This window comes from Embleya sp. NPDC059213, assembly GCF_042754445.1.
Lineage (GTDB): Bacteria > Actinomycetota > Actinomycetes > Streptomycetales > Streptomycetaceae > Embleya.
In genome coordinates this window covers 41,996-62,669 of the sequence record NZ_JBHZAV010000002.1, presented here as the reverse complement: position 1 = coordinate 62,669, position 20,674 = coordinate 41,996, and the positions used below count along the sequence as shown (strand labels likewise).

Genomic DNA, 20,674 nt, shown 5'->3' with positions numbered 1-20,674 from the left:
GCTGTTCCCGGGACGGCGTCGTACACCGTGACCGTGCGAACCTATGCCGGCTGCGGCCGGCTCTCCACCCCCACGGCGCGCCGGTTCCCGATCAGTGGCCCGCGTCCTCCCAGTTCGGCCCGAAACCGACCGAGACATCCAGCGGCGCCCGCAGCGGATACGCGCCCGCCATCTCCCGACGCACCAGCGCCTCCAGCCGCTCCCGCTCGCCCGGCGCCACCTCCAGGACCAGTTCGTCGTGCACCTGGAGCAACACCCGCGAGGCCAACTTCTCCCGCCGCACCGCCCGATCCACCGCGAGCATCGCGACCTTGACGATGTCCGCCGCCGAACCCTGGATCGGCGCGTTCAGCGCCATCCGTTCGGCCATCTCACGGCGCTGGCGGTTGTCGCTGGTCAGATCCGGCAGATAGCGCCGACGACCGAACACCGTCTCGGTGTAGCCGGTCTGCCGGGCCTCCTCGACCACCTTGTGCAGATAGTCGCGCACCCCGCCGAACCGCTCGAAGTAGGTCTCCATCAGACCCCGCGCCTCGCCCGGCTCGATGTCCAACTGCTGGGACAGACCGAACGCGGAGAGCCCGTACGCCAATCCGTACGACATCGCCTTGATCTTGCTGCGCAGCGCGTGATCCACCGCCTCCGGGGCCACCGAGAAGACCTGCGCGGCCATCGTCGAGTGCAGATCCTCACCCGTGGTGAACGCCTCGATCAACGCCGCGTCCTGCGACAGGTGGGCCATGATCCGCAGCTCGATCTGGCTGTAGTCGGCGGTCAGCAGGCCCTCGAAGCCCTCGCCGACCACGAACGCGCGCCGGATCAGCCGGCCCTCCTCGGTCCGGATCGGGATGTTCTGCAGGTTCGGATCCTGCGAGGACAACCGACCCGTGGCCGCCACCGTCTGATTGAACGTGGTGTGGATACGGCCGTCGTCCGCGACCGTCTTGATCAAACCCTCGACCGTGGTGCGCAGTCGGGTCTGATCGCGGTGCCGTAGCAGGATCACCGGGAGTTCGTTCTCGGTCTGGCCCGCCAACCAGGTCAACGCGTCCGCGTCGGTGGTGAAACCGGTCTTGATCTTCTTGGTCTTGGGCAGACCCAGCTCGTTGAACAGGATCTCCTGCAACTGCTTGGGCGACCCCAGGTTGAACTCGTGACCCACCGCCGCGTGCGCCTCGTCGGTGGCCTGCTTCACCGCCGCCGCGAACTGCTCCTGCAGCGACTCCAGATACGGCAGATCCGCCGCGATGCCGACCTGCTCCATCTGCGCGAGCACCGGCAACAGCGGCAACTCCATGTCCTGGAGCAGCTCCAGACCACCCTTGGCGGCCAACTCGACGTCCAGCGCCGCCGCCAGATCCACCACCGCCCGGGCCGCCAGCATCGACGCCGCCCCCGGCTCGGCGTCCTCCTGATCGGACATGTCCAACGCGAGCTGCCCGTCCCCCGCGCCGCTCTGGTCCAACTTCAACTCACGACCCAGGAAACGCTCGACCATCGTCTCCAGAGCGAACGAACGCTGACCCGGCAACACCAGATACGCCCCCAGCGCGGTATCGCTGGTCACCCCCCACAACGCCCAGCCGTGCGCGGCCAACGCCAGGATCGGGCCCTTCGCGTCGTGCACCGCCTTGGGCCGCAGCGGATCCGCCAACCAGGCCGCCAACGCCGCGTCGTCGTCCTGATCCATCACCGTCGGATCCACGAACGCCGCCGCACCGTCCGCCGCGGCGAACGCCACACCCGTGACCTCGCCCGTCCCGCGCCCCCACGAGCCGTCCACCGCCAGCCCCGTGCGCTCCGCACCCGCCGCGTGCTCGGCCAGCCACGCGGCCAGCCCGCCCGGTTGGACCACCGTGGTGTCCAGCTCGAAACCCGGCTCCGCCTCGATCACCTCCGGCACCAGACCCGGGTCCACCGCCCACAGGCGATCCCGGAAGTTGGCGTTGCGGAACTCCAGCGTGTCCAGCACCACCTCGATCGCCGCCCGATCGAAGGGCTTGCGCTCCAGATCGGCCGGCGCCACCTCCAGCTCGACCTCGCGCACCAGCTCGGTCAACCGCCGGTTCAGCTTCACGTTGTCCAGGTGGTCGCGCAGATTCTGCCCGGCCTTGCCCTTGACCTCGTCCGCGCGCTCCATCAGCTCGGCGAACGAGCCGAACTCGCGAATCCACTTCGCGGCCGTCTTCTCGCCCACCCCCGGGATGCCCGGCAGGTTGTCGCTCGGGTCGCCGCGCAGCGCCGCGAAATCGGGATACTGCGCCGGGGTCAGCCCGTACTTCTCCTCGACCGCGGCCGGAGTGAACCGGTGCAGCTTGCTCACGCCCATCATCGGATACAGCACCGTGACATCGGGGGTGACCAGCTGCAGCGCGTCCCGGTCGCCGGTGAGGATCAACACCTCGTAACCCTCGGCCGCCGCCCGGGTCGCCAGCGTGGCGATCACGTCGTCCGCCTCGAAACCGGCCACCCGCATGGTCGGCACGCCCATCGCGGTCAGTTCCTCGACGATCAGCTCGACCTGACCCTTGAACTCCTCCGGGGTCTCCGAGCGATTCGCCTTGTACTCCGGGAACTCCTCGGTGCGAAACGACTGCCGGGACACGTCGAACGCCACACCCAAATGGGTCGGCGCCTCGTCGCGCAACACGTTCACCAGCATCGACGTGAACCCGTAGACCGCCTGGGTCGGCTGGCCCGTCGCGGTACTCATCGACGCTTCCTTGAGCGCATAGAACGCCCGATATGCCAACGAATGCCCGTCGAGGAGCAGAAGTCGCGGCCGGGAACCGGCGGGGACGGAGGTCTGGGGGGTCTGAGTCGCTGCCACGACCCCGATCCTAGGCTGTCAGGCCGACACAACCATGAATCCGGAGGAGCACCCCATGGCCGACGAGACCCCACAGCCCAGCCTCGACGAGATCCTGGCGTTCATGAACATCGGCACCCGGGAGAGCCTGGCCGACCGCATGGGGATCGAATTCGTCGAAGCCTCCGCCCAGCGTGTCGTGGCCACCATGCCGGTCAAGGGCAACACCCAGCCCTACGGCCTCCTGCACGGCGGCGCGTCCTGCGTCCTGGCCGAAACCCTCGGCTCGGTCGGCACGGCACTGCACGCCGGCCGGGACGGCATCGCCCTGGGCATCGAGATCAACGCCACCCACCACCGCTCCGCCGAGTCCGGCCTGGTCACCGGCGTCGCGACCCCCGTACACCTGGGCCGCACCCTGGCCACCTACGAGATCGTGATCACCGACGAACACGACAGGCGCGTCTGCACCGCGCGACTGACCTGCATGATCAAACGCGCCTGAACCGCACCGCGCGGCGAAGGGGCCGACCCCCTCCGCCGCGCGGACGACCTACGCGCCCTCGCCGAGATACGCCTCGCGCACCTTCGGATCCGACAACAACTGTTCGGCCGGACCCGACAACACCACCGATCCGGTCTCCAGCGCATAACCGCGATGCGCCAGCCGCAGCGCCTGCGCCGCGTTCTGCTCGACCAGCAACACCGTGGTGCCCTGCTCGTTGATCTCCCGGATGATGTCGAAGATCTGCGCCACGATCAGCGGCGCCAGACCCATCGACGGCTCGTCCAGCAGCAGCAACTTCGGCTGCCCCATCAACGCCCGCCCGATCGCCAACATCTGCTGCTCGCCGCCCGACAGCGTGCCCGCGAGCTGCGTACGCCGCTCGGCCAGCCGCGGGAACAACTCGAACACCCGATCCAACTCGGCCCTGGGCACCGACTTGAACCGGTAGGCGCCCATGTTCAGGTTCTCCGTGACGGTCATCGCCGGGAACACCCGACGACCCTCCGGAGAATGCCCGATACCCAACCCCACCACATGGTGGGCGGGCACCCCGTCGATCCGCTCCCCACGCCAACGCACCTCGCCCTCACGCGGCGTGAGCAGCCCCGAGATGGTGCGCAGCGTCGTCGTCTTGCCCGCGCCGTTGGCGCCGAGCAGAGCCACGATCTCGCCCTCGTTCACCTCGATGTGCACGCCCTTCAACGCCTGGATGGCGCCGTAGAACACGTGCAGATCGTCCAGCTCCAGCATCTTCTTTCGCGGCGGCGTCGCGGTACCCGCGGCCGGCTTGGCCAACCCGACCGCATCCGCGGAATCGGCGGCGCTCATCGCTGCTCCTCCCCGTCCCGCTGCGCGGGGACCGTACCGTCCGAGCCGTCCACGGCCTCGGCCTCCGCGGCGGCGACCATCTCGGCGGCCATCTCGGCCCCCAGATAGGCCGCGACGACCTCGGGGTTGCGCTGCACCTCGGCCGGCGAACCGGACGCGATCACCTTGCCGAAGTTGAGCACCGTGACCCGGTCGGCGACCGACATCACCAGCCGCATGTCGTGCTCGATCAACAACACGCTGATCCCCAGCTCGCGGTTGATCCGCCGGATCAACACCTCCAGATCGAGCTTCTCGGTCGGGTTCGTGCCCGCCGCCGGCTCGTCCAGAAGCAACACCTGCGGATCGGTGGCCAACGCGCGGGCGATCTCCAGGCTCCGCTGCTGACCGTAGGACAACGACGCGGCCAACTCGTTGAGCAACCCGTCCAGACCCACGAAGTGCAACAGCTCCAACGCCCGCCGGTCGCTTTCGCGATCCTCGCGACGCGCGTTCGGCAGACCCAGCATGATCGACACCGGACCGGCCTTCTGCCGGGTCTCCGCCGCGATCTTCACGTTCTCCAGCGCGGTCAACGCGCCGAACAGGCGAATGTTCTGGAACGTCCGGGCCACCCCGAGCCGGTTCACCAGGTGCGGCTTGCGCCCCTTGAGCGAATGCTCGCCACCCGCCCGGTCGCGCAGCACGATGCTGCCTTCCTGCGGGACGTACATCCCGGTCAACGAGTTGAACAGCGAGGTCTTGCCCGCACCGTTGGGGCCGATCACCGCCAGGACCTCGCCCCGGTGCAGATCCAACGCCACGTCGGACAAACCCACCAGGCCGCCGAAACGCAGCGTGACACCGCGCACCCGCATGACCTGATCCTCGGGGTCCACCCGCGGCCGGTCGTCCGCCTTCGTCGTGGTGATGCTCACGTCATCCTCCCGCCGGCCGGCTCCGACATCGCGTCCGCGTCGCCGAGACCCGCCTTGGCCATGCTCAACTCGCGCTTGCGCCGAACCGAGGGAATCAGGCCCTGCGGGCGGTAGATCATCATGATGATCAACAACGCGCCCAGGTACATGAACCGGTCGTTCGGGTTGACCCAGTCCTTCATGTACTGCGGCAACCAGGCCAGGAACGCCGTGCCGATGATCACGCCCCACAGCGAACCCATGCCGCCGAAGATGACGTACGCCACCACCAGCACCGAGAACAACAGCAGGAAGCTCTCCGGACTGATGAAGCCGGCCTTGCTCGCGTACGCGACACCGGCGATGCCGGACGTGGACGCGCCGATCGCGAACGCCATCAGCTTGAACTTCACCGTCGGCACGCCGGTCGCCGACGCGGCCACCTCGTCCTCGCGGATCGCGGTCCAGGCCCGACCGACCCGGGAGTGCTCCAACCGCAGGAACGCGATGATCAGGACCGTCGCGATGCCGATCAGCAGATACCAGTACGGCTCCGGGGCCAGTTCCCACTTGTAGTCGATCGGCCCGATGTGCACCCGGAAGTTCGAGATGCCCTGGACCCCGCGCGGACCGTTGGTGAACCCGTCCGCGTTCTTGGCGATCAGGTAGATGATCTCGTGGAAGCCCAGCGTCACGATCGCCAGATAGTCACCGCGCAGCCGCAACGTCGGCGCGCCCAGCAACAGTCCGGCCAGCAGACACGTGGCCACCGCGACCGGGATCACCAGGAACGCGTTCAGCTTGAACGGCGGATCCACCGGCATCGCGCCGGTCCAGTACGCCGTGCTGTACGCGCCGATCGCGAAGAACGCGATGAAGCCCAGGTCGAGCAGACCCGCCCAGCCGATCACCACGTTCAGGCCGATCGCGAGCAGGACGTAGATCGCCACCTCGTTGACCAACACCTGGTTCCAGAACGTGGACAGCAGGCTCGGCAACAGGATCAGCAGGCCGATCACCACGACCGAAAATCCGATCCGGACCCAGACGATGCGACGCAGATTCGCCGAGGTCTCCCGGGTCTGCGCCACCAATTGCCGGACCGGCCCGGTCACCGGGGTGTGGAAACGCTCCAGCGGACCCACGCTCGCCGCCAGATACCGGTTGTACAGCGGCTTGGTGAACTCCAGGATCGCCCACAGCACCACCGCGCCGATGAGCCACCACACCACGCGCAACGACCCGAGGGTCTTGTCCAGCGAGAAGAACACGTCCTCGCGGCTGCCCTGCGGACCACTCATCACATCCAGCAACACCGCCGCCGAGACGATGCCCACCAGCCGGCCGACCATCGGCTGCTGATACCAACGCTTGCGCCGCAGCCGGGCCAGCGCCGACCCGCTCGGCGCGACATCTGCTTCCTTCGTCGTCGTCGTGGTCACGCCGACCTCCCCAAGCGCTCGCCCAGGATGCCGGTCGGCCGGAACATCAGCACCAGGACCAGCACCGCGAAGGCACTGACATACCGCCACGACTCACCGAAGATCGGCGACGAGAAGCTCTCGACGATGCCGAGCAGCATGCCGCCCATCATCGCGCCGCGAATGTTGCCGATCCCGCCGACCACGGCCGCGGCGAACGCGGTGATACCGGGCAGGAAGCCCATCGTGAACGACAACTGCAGATGCAGGCCGAACAGGAACCCGGCGATACCGCCCATGAACCCGCCGATGATGAACGTCCGCGAGATCACCTTGTCGATGTCCACACCCATCAGGCCCGCCGTCTCGGCGTCCTGCGCCACGGCCCGGATACCCGAGCCCAGCTTCGTGCGGTTCACCAGGTAGTCCAGGCCGACCATCATCAGCACCGCCGCACAGACGATGAGGAGCTGAAGGATGGTGACCTGGGTGCCGAAGACCGAGAAGACCTTCTTGTTCTCGAACACCGTCGGCAGTGCCCGCGAGTCGCGGCCGAACAACTTCCCCGCCAGGTTCTGCAGGAAGTACGAGGCCCCGATCGCGCTGATCAGGAACGCAAGACGAGGCGCGTTCCTGCGTCTGAGCGGTCTGTACGCCACTTTTTCGAGCGTAAAGGCCGTGGCCGCCCCGGCGGTACCGGAAACGGCCAGACCGGCCGCGACCAACAACACCGACATGAAGGTCGTCGGATTGCTGCTCGGGTCGATCCAGGTCAAGGCGAGCAGCGACGAATAAGCGCCCACCATGAAGACTTCGCTGTGTGCGAAGTTGATGAGTTGCAGAACGCCATAGACCAGGGTATAGCCGATGGCGATCACCGCGTACAACGCACCGAGCATGATCCCTGGAATAAGGTAATCCAGGATTTCATCAGGTTGCATAAGGAAAGCTTCCTCAAGAAAACCGGACGGGCCCGGGTCTTCCCGAAAACTCCGGGAAGACCCGGGCCCGATCGTCAGGTTGCGCCGCCCCGATTAACGGGTCAGCCGCCCACGAGCTGGTCGATGTCGCCCATGTAGCCGATCTTGCCGCCCTTCACCTGGTAGATGAAGGTCGTCGCGCCGTCGAATTCGCCGTTCGGCTGGAACTTGAACGACTTGGTCAGGCCCTTGTACGAGGCACCCTTGAGCTTGGTGAGCATCGCCTCGCGGGCGATCTTCTCCGTACCGAAGGACTTCATCTGGTCGATCACCAGGTTGGCGATGTCGAACGACTCCGCCGAGTAGGTGCTCGGGTTCGTGTTGAAGCGCTTCTTGTAGTCCTCGGTGAACTGCTTCGTGGCCGCCTCGACGTTCGCGTCGGAGCACGGGCAGGTCAGGTACCAGTCGTTCGCGGCGTCCCCGGCGAGCGAGACGAACTGCGAGTCGTTGGTGCCGTCACCGGAGAACTTGGGGCCGGTGAAGCCGGCTTCCTTGAGCTTCTTCGCGAACGGCGCGCCGTCCTGGTAGTAGCCCGCGTAGATCATGGCGTCCGCGCCGGAGTTCTTGATCTTCGTGGAGATCGGACCGTAGTCCGGAGTCGCCTTCGGCACGCTGTCCGAGACGACCTGGACACCGGCCTTGGTCAGCTCGTCCTTGGCGACCTTCGACAGGCCCGCGCCGTACTCGGTCTTGTCGTCGACGACGAAGACCTTCTTGGCCTGGAGCTTCTTGGACAGGTACTTCGCCATCCCACTGCCCTGGGCATTGTCGTTCGGCGTACCCCGCAGGAACGCGGTGAAATTGTTGCCCGCGCTCGTCAGGGAAGGGTTGGTCGCCGAGGGGGACACCGTGGCGAGCTTCGCCTTGGCGTAGTTCGGCGACGCGGCCTTGGTCGGGCCGGAGAAGGCAGGGCCGATAACGGCAACAACGTTGCTGTCGTCGATCAGCTTCTGCGCCGCGGACACCGACTTGGTCTCCGATGCCTCGTCGTCCGAGGTCTTGAACTTGAGCGTGAAGGGAAGATCGCCCTTCGCGTTGGCCTGCTCGACGGCGAGCCGAGCGCCGTTCTCTTCGTTGATGCCAAGCTGGGCATTCTCCCCCGACAGCCCTGCTTGGAAACCTATCGTCCAGGTCGGCTTGTTACCGCCGCCGGTGTTGCCGGGAGCGGTGCTGCCACCGTCCTTCTTCTTGTCGCCGTCATCGTCACTGCCGCACGCGGAAAGCACGAGTGCCGCTGCCGCGATGGGCAGCGCGATTTTGATCACGCGTCGCTTGAGCACAGCAAACCCCAACCCCTTGTAGAAAAAGTTCGGAGCCCGCATCGGGGCGCCTTCACAAACCGCGATGAACATGCGGTGCCCGGAATGTAGTCCGGCCGGAAGGGCAGCGGCAGTCCGCCGACTGAGATGTGATGCGCCCGTAACCAGATGTAATCCAAAAGAAACAGCCAACGAATTCTTACGATCCAAAGTGATCAAATATGATCATCGAGTGCCGGAAAAACAACGAACCCGTCCGGTTTGCCAGCAACCGGACGGGTTCGTCAGAGTATGGGTACCCCTGGGTCAGTCGGCGACGTCGCCCCCGGACACGACCACCTCGGCCACCGTGCGCATCGACATCCGCCGATCCATCGACGCCTTCTGAATCCAGCGGAACGCCTCGGGTTCGGACATGCCGTACTTCTCCTGAAGCACGCTCTTGGCCCGGTCCACCAACTTGCGCGTCTCCAGCCGCTGGGTGAGGTCGCCGACCTCACGCTCCAGGGCGGCCAGTTCGGTGTACCGCGAGACGGCCATCTCGATCGCCGGAACGAGATCCCCCTTGGTGAACGGCTTGACCAGATAAGCCATCGCCCCGGCGTCCCGAGCCCGCTCGACCAACTCCCGCTGCGAGAACGCGGTCAGCATCAACACCGGCGCCAACCGCGCCTGGGCAATCTGCTCGGCCGCCGAAATCCCATCCAGTATCGGCATCTTCACATCGAGGATGACCAAGTCGGGCCGATGCTCGTGGACCAGTTCCACGGCCCGCTGTCCGTCTCCGGCCTCCCCGACGACGTGGTAGCCCTCCTCCTCCAACATCTCCTTCAGATCGAGCCGGATGAGCGCCTCGTCCTCGGCGATGACGACACGGGCACGTGGGCTGTCCGGCGATGCGGCGGGCGGCTGCGTGGCGGCGGTCACGTCGCTCCTCGATCAGGGAAATAGTGCGCACACGAGCCTACCGAGACACGGTATGCTGCTCTCCTAACAGGGGGTCCCGGGCCACCACCCCACCCCCCTGCCGGGTTGGCGGAATGGCATACGCGGATGGCTCAAACCCATCTGCCCGAGAGGGCTTGCGGGTTCGAATCCCGCACCCGGTACCAGTTCACTACGTGAACAACTCGTTCGAGTGAAACCGACTCGAACACCCAGGCGAGTGAGCCCTGGCGGCACATGTTGGATCCATGAACAACCCGGATCTCCGCCGCCAGGCACTGGCCCTGTTGCAGTCGGGCCTCTCCAATCACGCAACAGCCCGTAGTCTGCGCGTTCCCCGAGGAACCATCGGCTACTGGCTGCACATGGACCGCTCCCGCCGTGGCGAACTCCCCGCCCGACGCGGCGCCCCCTGCTTCCGTTGTCTGGACCTCGACGTCGACGGCCCGGCCTACGCCTACCTGCTCGGCCTCTACCTCGGCGACGGCCACATCGTTGCGCACGCCCGCTCGTACAGCCTCAGCATCTCCTGCGCCAACGCCTGGCCGGGCCTGATCCGAGAATGCGCGAACACCATCACTCGCGTTCTCCCGGGCTCCGCGGCCGACCTCGTACCCCGACCGGGATGCACGGACGTCAAGCGGTACTCCCGACACTGGCCCTGCATGTTCCCCCAGCACGGCCCGGGACGAAAGCACGATCGACCGATCATCCTCACCTGCTGGCAAACCAGGGTCGTCCGAGCCGAGCCCTGGGCCCTCGTGCGCGGCCTCATCCACTCCGACGGTTGCCGGAACATGAACTGGACCACCCGCATGGTCGCCGGCGAGCGCAAGCGCTACGAGTACCCGCGCTACCTCTTCGCCAACGAATCCATGGACATCATGCGCATCCTCACCACCACGCTGGACGAACTCGGCGTCGAGTGGAAATTCGCCCGTCGCAACCTGCTCTCCGTCGCCCGCCGAGCCTCCGTGGCACTCATGGACGAGCACATCGGCCCCAAATACTGATGGCCCGTCACCCACCAGAGCGGGTGACGGGCCATCGGTACCACCTACAACCGGGTACTACTCGGTCGGCAGATCCCCTATGTGGTGCAGGCGGATCAGGTTGGTCGATCCCGGCACGCCGGGCGGGGAGCCGGCCGTGATCACGACCAGGTCGCCCTTCTTGCAGCGGCCGATCGCGAGCAACGCCGCGTCCACCTGACGAACCATCTCGTCGGTGTGGCTGCACAGCGGTCCGAGGAAGGTCTCCAGGCCCCAGGTGAGCGCCAGGCGGCTTCGCACCGCCGGCTCCGGGGTGAAGGCCAACATCGGGATCATCGAGCGGTACCGGGACAACCTGCGGCCCGTGTCCCCGCTCTGGGTGAACGCCACCAGGTATTTGGCGTCCAGTCGTTCGGCGATCTCGATCGCGGCCTTCGCGATCACGCCGCCCTGGGTGCGCGGACCGGCGATGCTGCGGATCTCCTCGCGCATCGCCGAGGAGTCCTCCGCCGCGACCACGATCCGTGCCATGGTCTTGACGGTCTCGATCGGGTACTTGCCGACCGAGGTCTCGCCCGACAGCATGACCGCGTCCGCGCCGTCCAGGACGGCGTTGGCGACGTCGGACGCCTCCGCCCGGGTCGGGCGCGAGGCGCTGATCATCGAGTCGAGCATCTGGGTGGCGACGATGACGGGCTTGGCGTTGGCCCGGGCCAGTGTGATCGCGCGCTTCTGCACGATCGGCACGGCCTCCAGCGGCATCTCGACGCCGAGGTCGCCGCGGGCGACCATGATGGCGTCGAAGGCGTGGACGATCTCCTCGAGGTTGTCCACCGCCTGCGGCTTCTCGATCTTCGCGATCACCGGGAGTCGGACACCGAACTCGTCCATGATCTTGTGGACGTCCTCGATGTCCTTCGCGGCACGCACGAAGGACAGCGCGATCATGTCGGCACCGAGGGCGAGGCCCCACTTGAGGTCCTCGATGTCCTTCTCGGACAGTGCGGGAACGCTCACGGCCACGCCGGGGAGGTTGAGCCCCTTGTGGTCGGAGACCATCCCGCCCTCGATGACGATCGTGTGCACGCGCGGGCCCTCGACGTCGACGACCTCCAGGGTGACCCGGCCGTCGTCGATGAGGATCCGCTCGCCCTTGGTGACGTCGGCGGTCAGCCCCTTGTAGGTGGTGCCGACCTCGTGCTTGTCGCCGGGGACGTCCTCGGTCGTGATCGTGAACTCGTCGCCGCGCTCCAGGAGCACGGGGCCTTCGGCGAAGGTCTCCAGGCGGATCTTGGGGCCTTGGAGGTCGACGAGGATGCCGACGCTGCGACCGGATTCGTCGGATGCCCGACGGACGCGGTGATATCGCTCCTCGTGCTCGGCGTAGGCGCCGTGGCTGAGGTTGAAGCGGGCTACATCCATGCCTGCGTCGACCAGCGTGCGGATCTGTTCATACGAATTGGTGGCAGGACCCAGGGTGCAGACAATTTTGGCTCGACGCATGGTCATAGAGCCTAGTTCCTACCGCGGGGTAAGCCGTACTCGCGTCCGGTATATGGCGCTTTTCCGGCATGCGGAAAGGGCGCCGCAACGGCGGCGCCCTTTCCTGTTCACGCGACTTTCGTCACAGATTCAATCCGCGCCCGAGCGGTCGCCTCGGGTCAGACGGTGAGCGGTCGATCGGTGGGCCGGATGGGCGACGGCAGGTTGGTCCCGCCGGTCAGCCACGCGTCCACCGCGGCCGCGCACGAGCGGCCCTCGGCGATGGCCCAGACGATCAGGGACTGTCCGCGCCCGGCGTCGCCGGCCACGAACACACCGTCCACGTTGGTCGCGTACGCCTCGTCCCGGGCCACGTTGCCGCGCTCGTCCAGGGCCAGCCCGAGCTGTTCGACCAGTCCGTTGGAACGGTCGGTGCCGGTGAAGCCCATCGCCAGGAACACGAAGTCGGCCGGGATCTCCCGCTCGGTGTCGGGGACCGGTACGAAGCGACCGTTCTCGAACACCACCTCGACCAGCTTGAGGGCCTTGACCCGGCCGTCCGCGCCGCCGACGAATTCCTGGGTGTTGACCGCGTAGACGCGCTCGCCGCCCTCCTCGTGCGCGCTGGCGACCCGGTAGGTCATCGGGTAGGTCGGCCACGGCTGCGCGGCGGGCCGCTCCTCCGTGGGTCGGGGCATGATCTCCAACTGGGTGACCGAGGCCGCGCCCTGGCGGTGTGCGGTGCCCAGGCAGTCGGCGCCGGTGTCGCCGCCGCCGATGATCACCACGTGCTTGCCGGCCACGTCGATCGGCGAGGCGACCAGGTCGCCTTCCTGCACCTTGTTGGCGAAGGGCAGGTATTCCATCGCCTGGTGGATGCCGCCGAATTCGCGTCCGGGGATCGGCAGATCCCGCGCCGCGGTGGCCCCGGCGGCGATCACCACGGAGTCGTAGCGCCGGCGCAGCTTGGCCGCGTCCAGGTCGGTGCCGATCTGCATGCCGGTGTAGAACTTGGTGCCTTCGGCGCGCATTTGTTCGATGCGCCGGTTGATGTGCCGCTTTTCCATCTTGAATTCGGGGATGCCGTAGCGCAGCAGTCCGCCGATCCGGTCGGCGCGCTCGTAGACGGCGACCGTGTGGCCGGCGCGGGTGAGTTGCTGGGCGACGGCGAGGCCGGCGGGGCCGGAGCCGATCACGGCGACGGTCTTGCCGGAGAGGCGGTCGGGCGGTTGCGGGGCGACGTTGTTGTCGTCCCACGCCCGGTCGATGATCGAGACCTCGACGTTCTTGATGGTGACCGGCGCCTGGTTGATGCCGAGCACACACGCGGCCTCGCACGGCGCGGGGCACAGCCGGCCGGTGAACTCCGGGAAGTTGTTGGTCGCGTGCAGTCGTTCGCTCGCGGCCTGCCAGTCGTCGCGCCAGACCAGGTCGTTCCACTCGGGGATGATGTTTCCGAGCGGGCAGCCGTTGTGGCAGAACGGGATGCCGCAGTCCATGCAGCGGCCGGCCTGTTCGGTGATGATCGGGAGCAGCGTGCGCTCCTCGTACACCTCCTTCCAGTCCCGGATGCGCACGTCGACGGGGCGACGCTTGCCGAGCTCTTGGGGCGTGCTCAAAAAGCCCTTCGGGTCAGCCATGAACCGCCTCCATCATCTTCTGGACGATCTCGGTCTCGGTGAGACCGGCTCGCTCGGCGGCGTCCTTGGCGGCGAGCACTGCCTTGTAGTCCCTGGGCAGGATCTTGGTGAAGCGCCGGGAGGCGGCGTCCCAGTCGGAGAGCAGGGTTTCGGCGACGGCCGAGCCGGTCTCCTCGTGGTGCCGGCGCACAACGTCGTGCAGTTCGGCGCTGTCGGCGGCGTCGAGTTCCTCGATGCCGACGAGTTCGGTGTTGATGTTGTTGTGGTCCGCGTCGAGCAGGTAGGCGACGCCGCCGGACATGCCTGCGGCGAAGTTGCGGCCGGTGCGGCCCAGGACGACGGCTCGGCCGCCGGTCATGTATTCGCAGCCGTGGTCGCCGACGCCTTCGACGACGGCGGTGGCGCCGGAGTTGCGCACGCAGAAGCGTTCGCCGACGACGCCGCGCAGGTAGATCTCGCCGCCGGTGGCGCCGTAGCCGATCACGTTACCGGCGATGATGTTGTCTTCGGCGGCGAAGGGTGCGGTGCGGTGCGGGCGTACGGTGATCCGGCCGCCGGACAGGCCCTTGCCGACGTAGTCGTTGCCGTCGCCTTCGAGCCGCAGGGTGATGCCCTTGGGGACGAAGGCGCCGAAGGACTGGCCGGCGGAGCCGGTCAGGGTGATGTCGATGGTGTCGTCGGGGAGGCCGGCGCCGCGGTAGCGCTTGGTGACCTCGTGGCCGAGCATCGTGCCGACGGTGCGGTTGATGTTCTGCACGGGAAGGTTGATGACGACCTTTTCCCCGTTTTCCAGCGCGTCGGCGCTGAGCTGGACGAGTTGGTTGTCCAGTGCCTTGGCCAGTCCGTGGTCCTGCGGGCCGGTGTGGTGCAGGGCGGCGCCTTCGGCGAGGGCGGGCACGTGGAACAGCGGTGCGAGGTCGAGACCTTCGGCCTTCCAGTGTTCGACGGCCGCGGCGGTGTCGAGCAGTTCGGCGTGGCCGACGGCCTCTTCGAGGGTGCGGAAGCCGAGTTCGGCGAGCAGTTCGCGGACTTCCTCGGCGATGAATTCGAAGAAGTTGACCACGTGGTCGGCTTGGCCGTTGTACCGCTCGCGCAGTACGGGGTTTTGTGTGGCGACGCCGACGGGGCAGGTGTCGAGGTGGCAGACCCGCATCATCACGCAGCCGGAGACCACGAGCGGTGCGGTGGCGAAGCCGTATTCCTCGGCGCCGAGCAGGGCGGCGACCAACACGTCGCGGCCGGTCTTGAGCTGGCCGTCGGTCTGCACCACGATGCGCTCGCGCAGGCCGTTGAGCAGCAGGGTCTGCTGGGTTTCGGCGAGGCCGAGTTCCCAGGGGCCGCCCGCGTGCTTGAGCGAGGTGAGCGGGGAGGCGCCGGTGCCGCCGTCGTGGCCGGAGATGAGCACCACGTCGGCGTGTGCCTTGGACACGCCCGCGGCGACGGTGCCGACGCCGACCTCGGCGACCAGCTTCACGTGCACTCGGGCCGCCGGGTTGGCGTTCTTGAGGTCGTGGATGAGCTGGGCGAGGTCTTCGATGGAGTAGATGTCGTGGTGCGGCGGCGGCGAGATGAGGCCGACGCCGGGGGTGGAGTGCCGGGTGCGGGCGACCCACGGGTAGACCTTGTGGCCGGGGAGTTGGCCGCCTTCGCCGGGCTTGGCGCCCTGGGCCATCTTGATCTGGATGTCGTCGGCGTTGACCAGGTATTCGCTGGTGACGCCGAATCGGCCGGAGGCGACCTGCTTGATCGCCGAGCGCCGCTCGGGGTCGTACAGCCGCTCGGGGTCCTCGCCGCCTTCGCCGGTGTTGGACTTGCCGCCGAGTCGGTTCATCGCGATGGCCAGCGTCTGGTGCGCCTCCATCGAGATGGAGCCGTAGGACATCGCGCCGGTGGAGAAGCGCTTGACGATCTCGGAGACCGGCTCGACGTCGTCGATCGGGATGGACGCGCGCTCGCCGCTCTTGAAGGCGAACAGGCCGCGCAGCGTCATCAGCCGCTTGGACTGTTCGTCCACCCGCGCCGTGTACTTCTTGAAGATGTCGTAGCGGCGGGTGCGGGTGGAGTGTTGGAGGCGGAAGATCGTCTCGGGGTCGAACAGGTGCGGTTCGCCCTCGCGGCGCCACTGGTATTCGCCGCCGATCTCCAGCCGGCGGTGCGAGGGGGCGATGCCGGTGGGCGGGTAGGCCTTGGCGTGCCGGCGGGCGACTTCCTCGGCGACGATGTCCAGCCCGATGCCGCCGAGCTTGCTGGTGGTGCCGGTGAAGTATTCGGCGACGAAGTCCTCGGCGAGGCCGACGGCTTCGAAGACCTGGGCGCCGCGGTAGGAGGCGACGGTGGAGATGCCCATCTTGGACATCACCTTGAGCACGCCCTTGCCCAGTGCCTTGATCAGGTTGCGGATGGCCTGTTCGGGCGCGATGTCGGTGAGGAAGACGCCGTCGCGGACGAGGTCCTCGACGGATTCCATCGCCAGGTAGGGGTTGACCGCGGCGGCGCCGTAGCCGATCAGGAGCGCGATGTGGTGCACTTCGCGCACGTCGCCGGCTTCGACGATCAATCCGACCTGGGTGCGGGTCTTGGTGCGGATCAGGTGGTGGTGGACGGCGGAGGTGAGCAGCAGCGAGGGGATCGGCGCGTGTTCGGCGTCCGAGTGGCGGTCGGACAGGACCACGATGCGGGCGCCGTCGGCGATCGCGCCGGTGGTCTCGGTGCGGATCTCCTCGAGTCGCTTGGCCAGTGCGGCGCCGCCGCCGTCGACGGGGTAGAGCCCGGAGATGGTGACGGCCTTGAGGCCGGGCTGGTCGCCGTCGAGGTTGATGTGGATGAGCTTGGCGAGCTCGTCGTTGTCGAGTACCGGGAAGGGCAGCACGACGTTGCGGCAGTCGGCGGGCTGGGCGTCGAGCAGGTTGCCCTCGGGGCCGACGAAGCTGCCGAGTGAGGTGACGAGTTCTTCCCGGATCGCGTCCAGCGGCGGGTTGGTGACCTGCGCGAAGAGCTGGACGAAGTAGTCGAAGAGCAGCCGGGGCTTGGCGGAGAGCGCGGCGATCGGGCTGTCGGTGCCCATCGAGCCGAGCGGTTCGCCGCCGGCGCGGGCCATCGGCGCCAGGATGACGCGCAGTTCTTCCTCGGTGTAGCCGAAGGTCTGCTGGCGGCGCGAGACGGAGGCGTGCGTGTGCACGACGTGTTCGCGCTCGGGCAGGTCCTCCAGGTTGATCAGGCCGCCGTGCAGCCATTCCTGGTAGGGGTGTTCGGCGGCGAGCGCGGTCTTGATCTCGTCGTCCTCGACGATCCGCCGGGCCTCGGTGTCGACCAGGAACATCCGGCCGGGCTGGAGCCGGCCCTTGCGCACGATCCGGGCGGGGTCGATGTCCAGGACGCCGACCTCGGAGGAGAGCACGACCAGGCCGTCGTCGGTGACCCAGTAGCGCGAGGGGCGCAGGCCGTTGCGGTCCAGGACCGCGCCGATCAGGGTGCCGTCGGTGAAGGTGACGCAGGCCGGTCCGTCCCACGGTTCCATCACGGTGGCGTGGAACTTGTAGAAGGCGCGCCGGGCGGCGTCCATCGTGGCGTGGTTCTCCCACGCCTCGGGGATCATCATCAGCACGGCGTGCGGCAGCGGCCGACCGCCCAGGTGGAGCAGTTCCAGGACCTCGTCGAAGGACGCCGAGTCGGACGCGTCGGGCGTGCAGATGGGGTACAGCCGGCTCAGGTCGCCGGGGATGAGGTCGGTGGCGAGCATCGACTCGCGTGCGGCCATCCAGTTGCGGTTGCCCTTGACGGTGTTGATCTCGCCGTTGTGCGCGATGAAGCGGTACGGGTGGGCGAGGGGCCAGGCCGGGAAGGTGTTGGTGGAGAACCGCGAGTGCACGAGGCCGATCGCGGATGCCAGGCGCCGGTCGGACAGGTCCGGGAAGAACGGCTCCAGTTGCCCGGTGGTGAGCATGCCCTTGTAGACGAGGGTGCGCGCGGACAGGGAGGCGAAGTAGACCTCGACCTCGCGTTCGGCGCGCTTGCGCAGCGCGAAGGCGAGCCGGTCCAGGGTGATCCCGGTGACGCTCTCGTCGACGCCGGCCACGAACAGTTGGGCGAAGCGCGGCATGGTCTCGGCGGCCATCGAGCCGACCAGGCCGGGCGTGGTGGGCACCTCGCGCCAGCCGAGCACGCGCAGGTTCTCTTCGGCGGCGATGCGCTCGATGGAGGACTTGGCGCGGCCCGCGTGTACGTCGTCGTCGGGCAGGAAGGCGATGCCGACCGCGTAGCCGCCCGCGGCGGGCAGCGCGAAGTCGACGCTTTCGCGCAGGAACGCGTCCGGGACCTGGATCAGGATGCCCGCGCCGTCGCCGGTGTCGGCTTCGGCGCCGGTGGCGCCCCGGTGTTCCATGTTCCGCAGGACGGTCAGTGCCTGGTCGACGATGTCGTGGCTGGGCTCGCCGGTGAGCGTGGCCACGAATCCGACACCACAGGCGTCGTGTTCGTTACGGGGGTCGTACAACCCCTGTGCCGCGGGAAGCGCGGAGAAGAGGGGGCCCAAAGTTGCGGGCATGGCAGGAGGCATGGGCGCTCCCGTCGTCGTCGTGGCGTGTGGTGCGCAACAGGGACGACGTTGGCCCTCTGCGATTTCGTGCAGGTTACATGATCGGTACGTGCATCCGGAACCCGGGACAAACCCGTCTCACCATACGGTCGCCAAGTGAATCGAGCGGGCTTTCGAACGCTGCGCCGCGCCGGCCGCCCTGGCATGTCAGCGGGCTCATTCCCGACCATCTCGGTACCGAAACGGGCTGTCCGACCCGTGGGATTCGATCGTTTCCGGGTCGGGTCGCCGCGCTACGGTCGTGTTACGTATGCCTCACTCGTCACACCTGTTGCCCGATCAGCAGACCGAGCAGGTAGGTCAGCCCGCCCGCGGCGGCGCCGAGGAGCAACTGGCGGGTGCCGCTGAACCACCACGGTCGGGCGGTCACCCGCGAGACCGCGGCGCCGGCGCCGAACAGGCCGAGCGCGGTCAGCGCCAGGGCGGGCAGCAGCGTGCCGGCGCCGAGCAGGTAGGGCAGCAGCGGCAGCAGCGCGCCGAGCGCGAAGAAGGCGAACGAGGAGCCGGCGGCGACCCACGGCGAGGGCAGGTCGTGCGGGTCGACGCCCAGTTCCTCGCGGGCGTGGATCTCCAGGGCCAGTTCGGGGTCGCGGGAGAGTTGCCGGGCCACCTCGACGGCGAGGTCCTCGTCCAGGCCGCGGGCGATGTAGAGCTCGGCGAGTTCGCGTTGCTCGGCTTCGGGGCTGCGGCACAGTTCGCGGCGCTCCACCTCGACCTCGGCGCGGGCCAGCTCGGCCTGCGAGGCGACCGAGGTGTACTCCCCCGCCGCCATCGAGAAGGCGCCGCCGGCCAGTCCGGCCAGTCCGGTGACCACCACGGTCTTGGTCGTGGCGTCGCTGCCGACGACGCCGGCGATCAGCGCGAAGTTGGAGACCAGCCCGTCCATGGCGCCGAACACGGCCGGGCGCAGCCAGCCACCGCCGATGTCGCGGTGGGTGTGGTCGATACCGTCCTGGTGCCCGAGCGCCGGGGCCGTGTCGGGGGCCTCGGCGGCTGTCTGGGTGGTCTTCAAGGTCGTTCGGCCCTCTCGTCACGCTGGGACCTGGACGCTACCGGTCGCACCCGCGGTACCGCCGGCCAGGAAAGGCTGCCCGAACCCGAAGAGGCCGCCCCGGACCCGCGGGGGGCGGGTCGGGGGCGGCCTCCGGTCGGCTCGGGGTCAGCCCTTGTCGGCGGGCTTGCGCGCGGCCGAGGGGGTGCGCTCGGCGTCGGCGTCGGCATCCGCGTCGGGCTCGTCCGCGGCACGGACCACGTCCGGGGCCGCATCCGCCGCCACGACCGCGTCGCTGTCGGTGTCGGCGTCCACCGGATCCGTCGCGCTCTCGGCGTCCTCCGGCTCCCGCGTGGCCTTCGCGTCCTCGGCGACCTTCGTGTCCGCGTCCTTGGCGTCCGCTTCCTTCGTGTCCGCGACCTCCGCGTCCGCCTCGTCGGCGTCGTACGGCTCGTCGGCGTCGTCCGGCTCCCGGTAGTGGCCCTGCAGCGTGGCCGGCTCCTCGCGGCCGGGGTGCGTGCGGGCCGAGATCCAGATGTAGACGATCGCGCCGACGAAGACGAGGATCGCGGTCCAGTTGTTCAGCCGCATGCCCAGCACGTGTTCGGCGTCGTCGACGCGCATGTACTCGATCCAGAACCGGCCCACCGTGTAGCCCGCGACGTAGAGCGCGAAGGCCCGGCCGTGGCCCAGCTTGAATCGGCGGTCGGCCCAGATCACCAGGGCCGCGACGCCGATGCACCACAACGACTCGTACAGGAACGTCGGGTGGAAGGTGCCGGCCTGACCGGGGTCGATCACGTTGTGGTCGCCGTCGATCTTCACCGCCCACGGCACGTCGGTCTCGCGGCCGTAGAGCTCCTGGTTGAACCAGTTGCCCCAGCGGCCCACGGCCTGGGCGAGCACGATGCCCGGCGCGAGCGCGTCGGCCAGCGCGGGCAGCGGGATGCCCCGGCGCCGGCAGCCGATCCAGGCGCCCACCGCGCCGAGCGCGATCGCACCCCAGATGCCGAGCCCGCCCTTCCAGACGGCGAACGCCTGCATGGGGTCGCCGCCGTCGCCGAAGTACGGCCCCGGCGTGGTGATGACGTGGTAGATGCGGCCTCCGACGAGGCCGAAGGGCACCATCCACACGGCGATGTCGCCGACCGTGCCGGCACGACCGCCTCGGGCGACCCAGCGGCGCTCGCCGAGCCAGATCGCGAGGACGACACCGAGGATGATGCACAGCGCGTAGCCGCGCAGCGGGATCGGACCGAGGTCGATCTGGCCGCGGGAGGGGCTGGGAATGAATGCGAGGTCCATGGCGGGTACGACGCTACCGGGTGC

The 20,674-nt window shown here is 68.1% G+C and carries 14 protein-coding genes and 1 tRNA gene; 3 read left to right on the top strand and 12 right to left on the bottom strand.

Translation table 11 applies throughout. The annotated features are described in order from the left end of the window. Window positions 1–91: 91 nt before the first annotated feature. Window positions 92–2,830: a DNA polymerase I gene (gene polA, locus ACFXMF_RS01105; protein WP_360305172.1), complete on the bottom strand. Its 2,739-nt coding sequence runs from the start codon at window positions 2,828–2,830 to the stop codon at window positions 92–94. Window positions 2,831–2,885: 55 nt separating this feature from the next. Here polA and ACFXMF_RS01100 point away from each other — a divergent pair, with 55 nt between their 5' ends. Then, on the top strand, window positions 2,886–3,314 hold the full coding sequence (locus ACFXMF_RS01100) for a hotdog fold thioesterase (RefSeq protein WP_379991163.1): 429 nt from the start codon (window positions 2,886–2,888) through the stop codon (window positions 3,312–3,314). 48 nt (window positions 3,315–3,362) lie between these two features. Here ACFXMF_RS01100 and ACFXMF_RS01095 read toward each other — a convergent pair whose 3' ends face one another. The 6 genes from ACFXMF_RS01095 to ACFXMF_RS01070 form a co-directional block, all read right to left on the bottom strand. Next, the gene (locus ACFXMF_RS01095; RefSeq protein WP_360305475.1) at window positions 3,363–4,067 is read right to left on the bottom strand and encodes an ABC transporter ATP-binding protein; all 705 of its coding nucleotides are present in this window, start codon (window positions 4,065–4,067) and stop codon (window positions 3,363–3,365) included. 74 nt (window positions 4,068–4,141) lie between these two features. Beyond that, window positions 4,142–5,002: an ABC transporter ATP-binding protein gene (locus ACFXMF_RS01090; RefSeq protein ID WP_360305473.1), complete on the bottom strand. Its 861-nt coding sequence runs from the start codon at window positions 5,000–5,002 to the stop codon at window positions 4,142–4,144. 56 nt (window positions 5,003–5,058) lie between these two features. Next, window positions 5,059–6,483 carry a branched-chain amino acid ABC transporter permease gene (locus ACFXMF_RS01085; RefSeq protein ID WP_360305170.1) on the bottom strand — a complete coding sequence of 475 codons (1,425 nt, stop codon included), beginning with the start codon at window positions 6,481–6,483 and terminating at the stop codon, window positions 5,059–5,061. Continuing rightward, on the bottom strand, window positions 6,480–7,403 hold the full coding sequence (locus tag ACFXMF_RS01080) for a branched-chain amino acid ABC transporter permease (RefSeq protein ID WP_360305168.1): 924 nt from the start codon (window positions 7,401–7,403) through the stop codon (window positions 6,480–6,482). Before ACFXMF_RS01080 ends, ACFXMF_RS01085 begins: the two co-directional genes overlap by 4 nt. 101 nt (window positions 7,404–7,504) lie before the next feature. Beyond that, window positions 7,505–8,794: a branched-chain amino acid ABC transporter substrate-binding protein gene (locus tag ACFXMF_RS01075; RefSeq protein WP_360305166.1), complete on the bottom strand. Its 1,290-nt coding sequence runs from the start codon at window positions 8,792–8,794 to the stop codon at window positions 7,505–7,507. 213 nt (window positions 8,795–9,007) lie between these two features. Continuing rightward, window positions 9,008–9,628 carry a response regulator gene (locus ACFXMF_RS01070; protein WP_360305164.1) on the bottom strand — a complete coding sequence of 207 codons (621 nt, stop codon included), beginning with the start codon at window positions 9,626–9,628 and terminating at the stop codon, window positions 9,008–9,010. Window positions 9,629–9,727: 99 nt separating this feature from the next. Here ACFXMF_RS01070 and ACFXMF_RS01065 point away from each other — a divergent pair. Beyond that, a tRNA-Leu gene (locus ACFXMF_RS01065) sits at window positions 9,728–9,813 on the top strand. An 81-nt stretch (window positions 9,814–9,894) separates the two neighbouring features. Beyond that, window positions 9,895–10,659, top strand: coding sequence for a helix-turn-helix domain-containing protein (locus ACFXMF_RS01060; protein ID WP_379992618.1), 765 nt, complete (start codon window positions 9,895–9,897; stop codon window positions 10,657–10,659). Between the two features lie 57 nt (window positions 10,660–10,716). Here the strand turns inward: ACFXMF_RS01060 and pyk are convergent, their stop codons facing one another. From pyk to lgt, 5 genes are all read right to left on the bottom strand, one after another. Then, window positions 10,717–12,141 (bottom strand): pyruvate kinase, encoded by a 1,425-nt coding sequence (pyk, locus tag ACFXMF_RS01055; RefSeq protein ID WP_360305471.1) that lies wholly within the window; start codon window positions 12,139–12,141, stop codon window positions 10,717–10,719. 158 nt (window positions 12,142–12,299) lie between these two features. Continuing rightward, entirely contained in the window at window positions 12,300–13,760 is a 1,461-nt protein-coding gene (locus ACFXMF_RS01050) for a glutamate synthase subunit beta (protein ID WP_360305160.1), read from the bottom strand. Then, on the bottom strand, window positions 13,753–18,303 hold the full coding sequence (gene gltB, locus ACFXMF_RS01045) for a glutamate synthase large subunit (RefSeq protein ID WP_379992336.1): 4,551 nt from the start codon (window positions 18,301–18,303) through the stop codon (window positions 13,753–13,755). The genes ACFXMF_RS01050 and gltB overlap by 8 nt, the downstream gene beginning before the upstream one ends. 313 nt (window positions 18,304–18,616) lie before the next feature. Beyond that, window positions 18,617–19,366 (bottom strand): VIT1/CCC1 transporter family protein, encoded by a 750-nt coding sequence (locus ACFXMF_RS01040; protein WP_379992335.1) that lies wholly within the window; start codon window positions 19,364–19,366, stop codon window positions 18,617–18,619. Window positions 19,367–19,513: 147 nt separating this feature from the next. After that, a complete protein-coding gene (gene lgt, locus ACFXMF_RS01035; RefSeq protein ID WP_379992903.1) occupies window positions 19,514–20,650 on the bottom strand; it encodes a prolipoprotein diacylglyceryl transferase in 1,137 nt (378 codons plus the stop codon). Between the last annotated feature and the right edge of the window lie 24 nt (window positions 20,651–20,674).

Bases quoted from the DNA above. Each gene is read 5' to 3' on its own strand.
- ACFXMF_RS01100 (WP_379991163.1), top strand. From the start codon at position 2,886: ATGGCCGACGAGACCCCACAGCCCAGCCTCGACGAGATCCTGGCGTTC.
- ACFXMF_RS01095 (WP_360305475.1), bottom strand. From the start codon at position 4,067: ATGCTGGAGCTGGACGATCTGCACGTGTTCTACGGCGCCATCCAGGCG.
- ACFXMF_RS01090 (WP_360305473.1), bottom strand. From the start codon at position 5,002: ATGCGGGTGCGCGGTGTCACGCTGCGTTTCGGCGGCCTGGTGGGTTTG.
- ACFXMF_RS01080 (WP_360305168.1), bottom strand. From the start codon at position 7,403: ATGCAACCTGATGAAATCCTGGATTACCTTATTCCAGGGATCATGCTC.
- ACFXMF_RS01075 (WP_360305166.1), bottom strand. From the start codon at position 8,794: ATGTTCATCGCGGTTTGTGAAGGCGCCCCGATGCGGGCTCCGAACTTT.
- ACFXMF_RS01060 (WP_379992618.1), top strand. From the start codon at position 9,895: ATGAACAACCCGGATCTCCGCCGCCAGGCACTGGCCCTGTTGCAGTCG.
- pyk (WP_360305471.1), bottom strand. From the start codon at position 12,141: ATGCGTCGAGCCAAAATTGTCTGCACCCTGGGTCCTGCCACCAATTCG.
- ACFXMF_RS01050 (WP_360305160.1), bottom strand. From the start codon at position 13,760: ATGGCTGACCCGAAGGGCTTTTTGAGCACGCCCCAAGAGCTCGGCAAG.
- gltB (WP_379992336.1), bottom strand. From the start codon at position 18,303: ATGCCCGCAACTTTGGGCCCCCTCTTCTCCGCGCTTCCCGCGGCACAG.
- lgt (WP_379992903.1), bottom strand. From the start codon at position 20,650: ATGGACCTCGCATTCATTCCCAGCCCCTCCCGCGGCCAGATCGACCTC.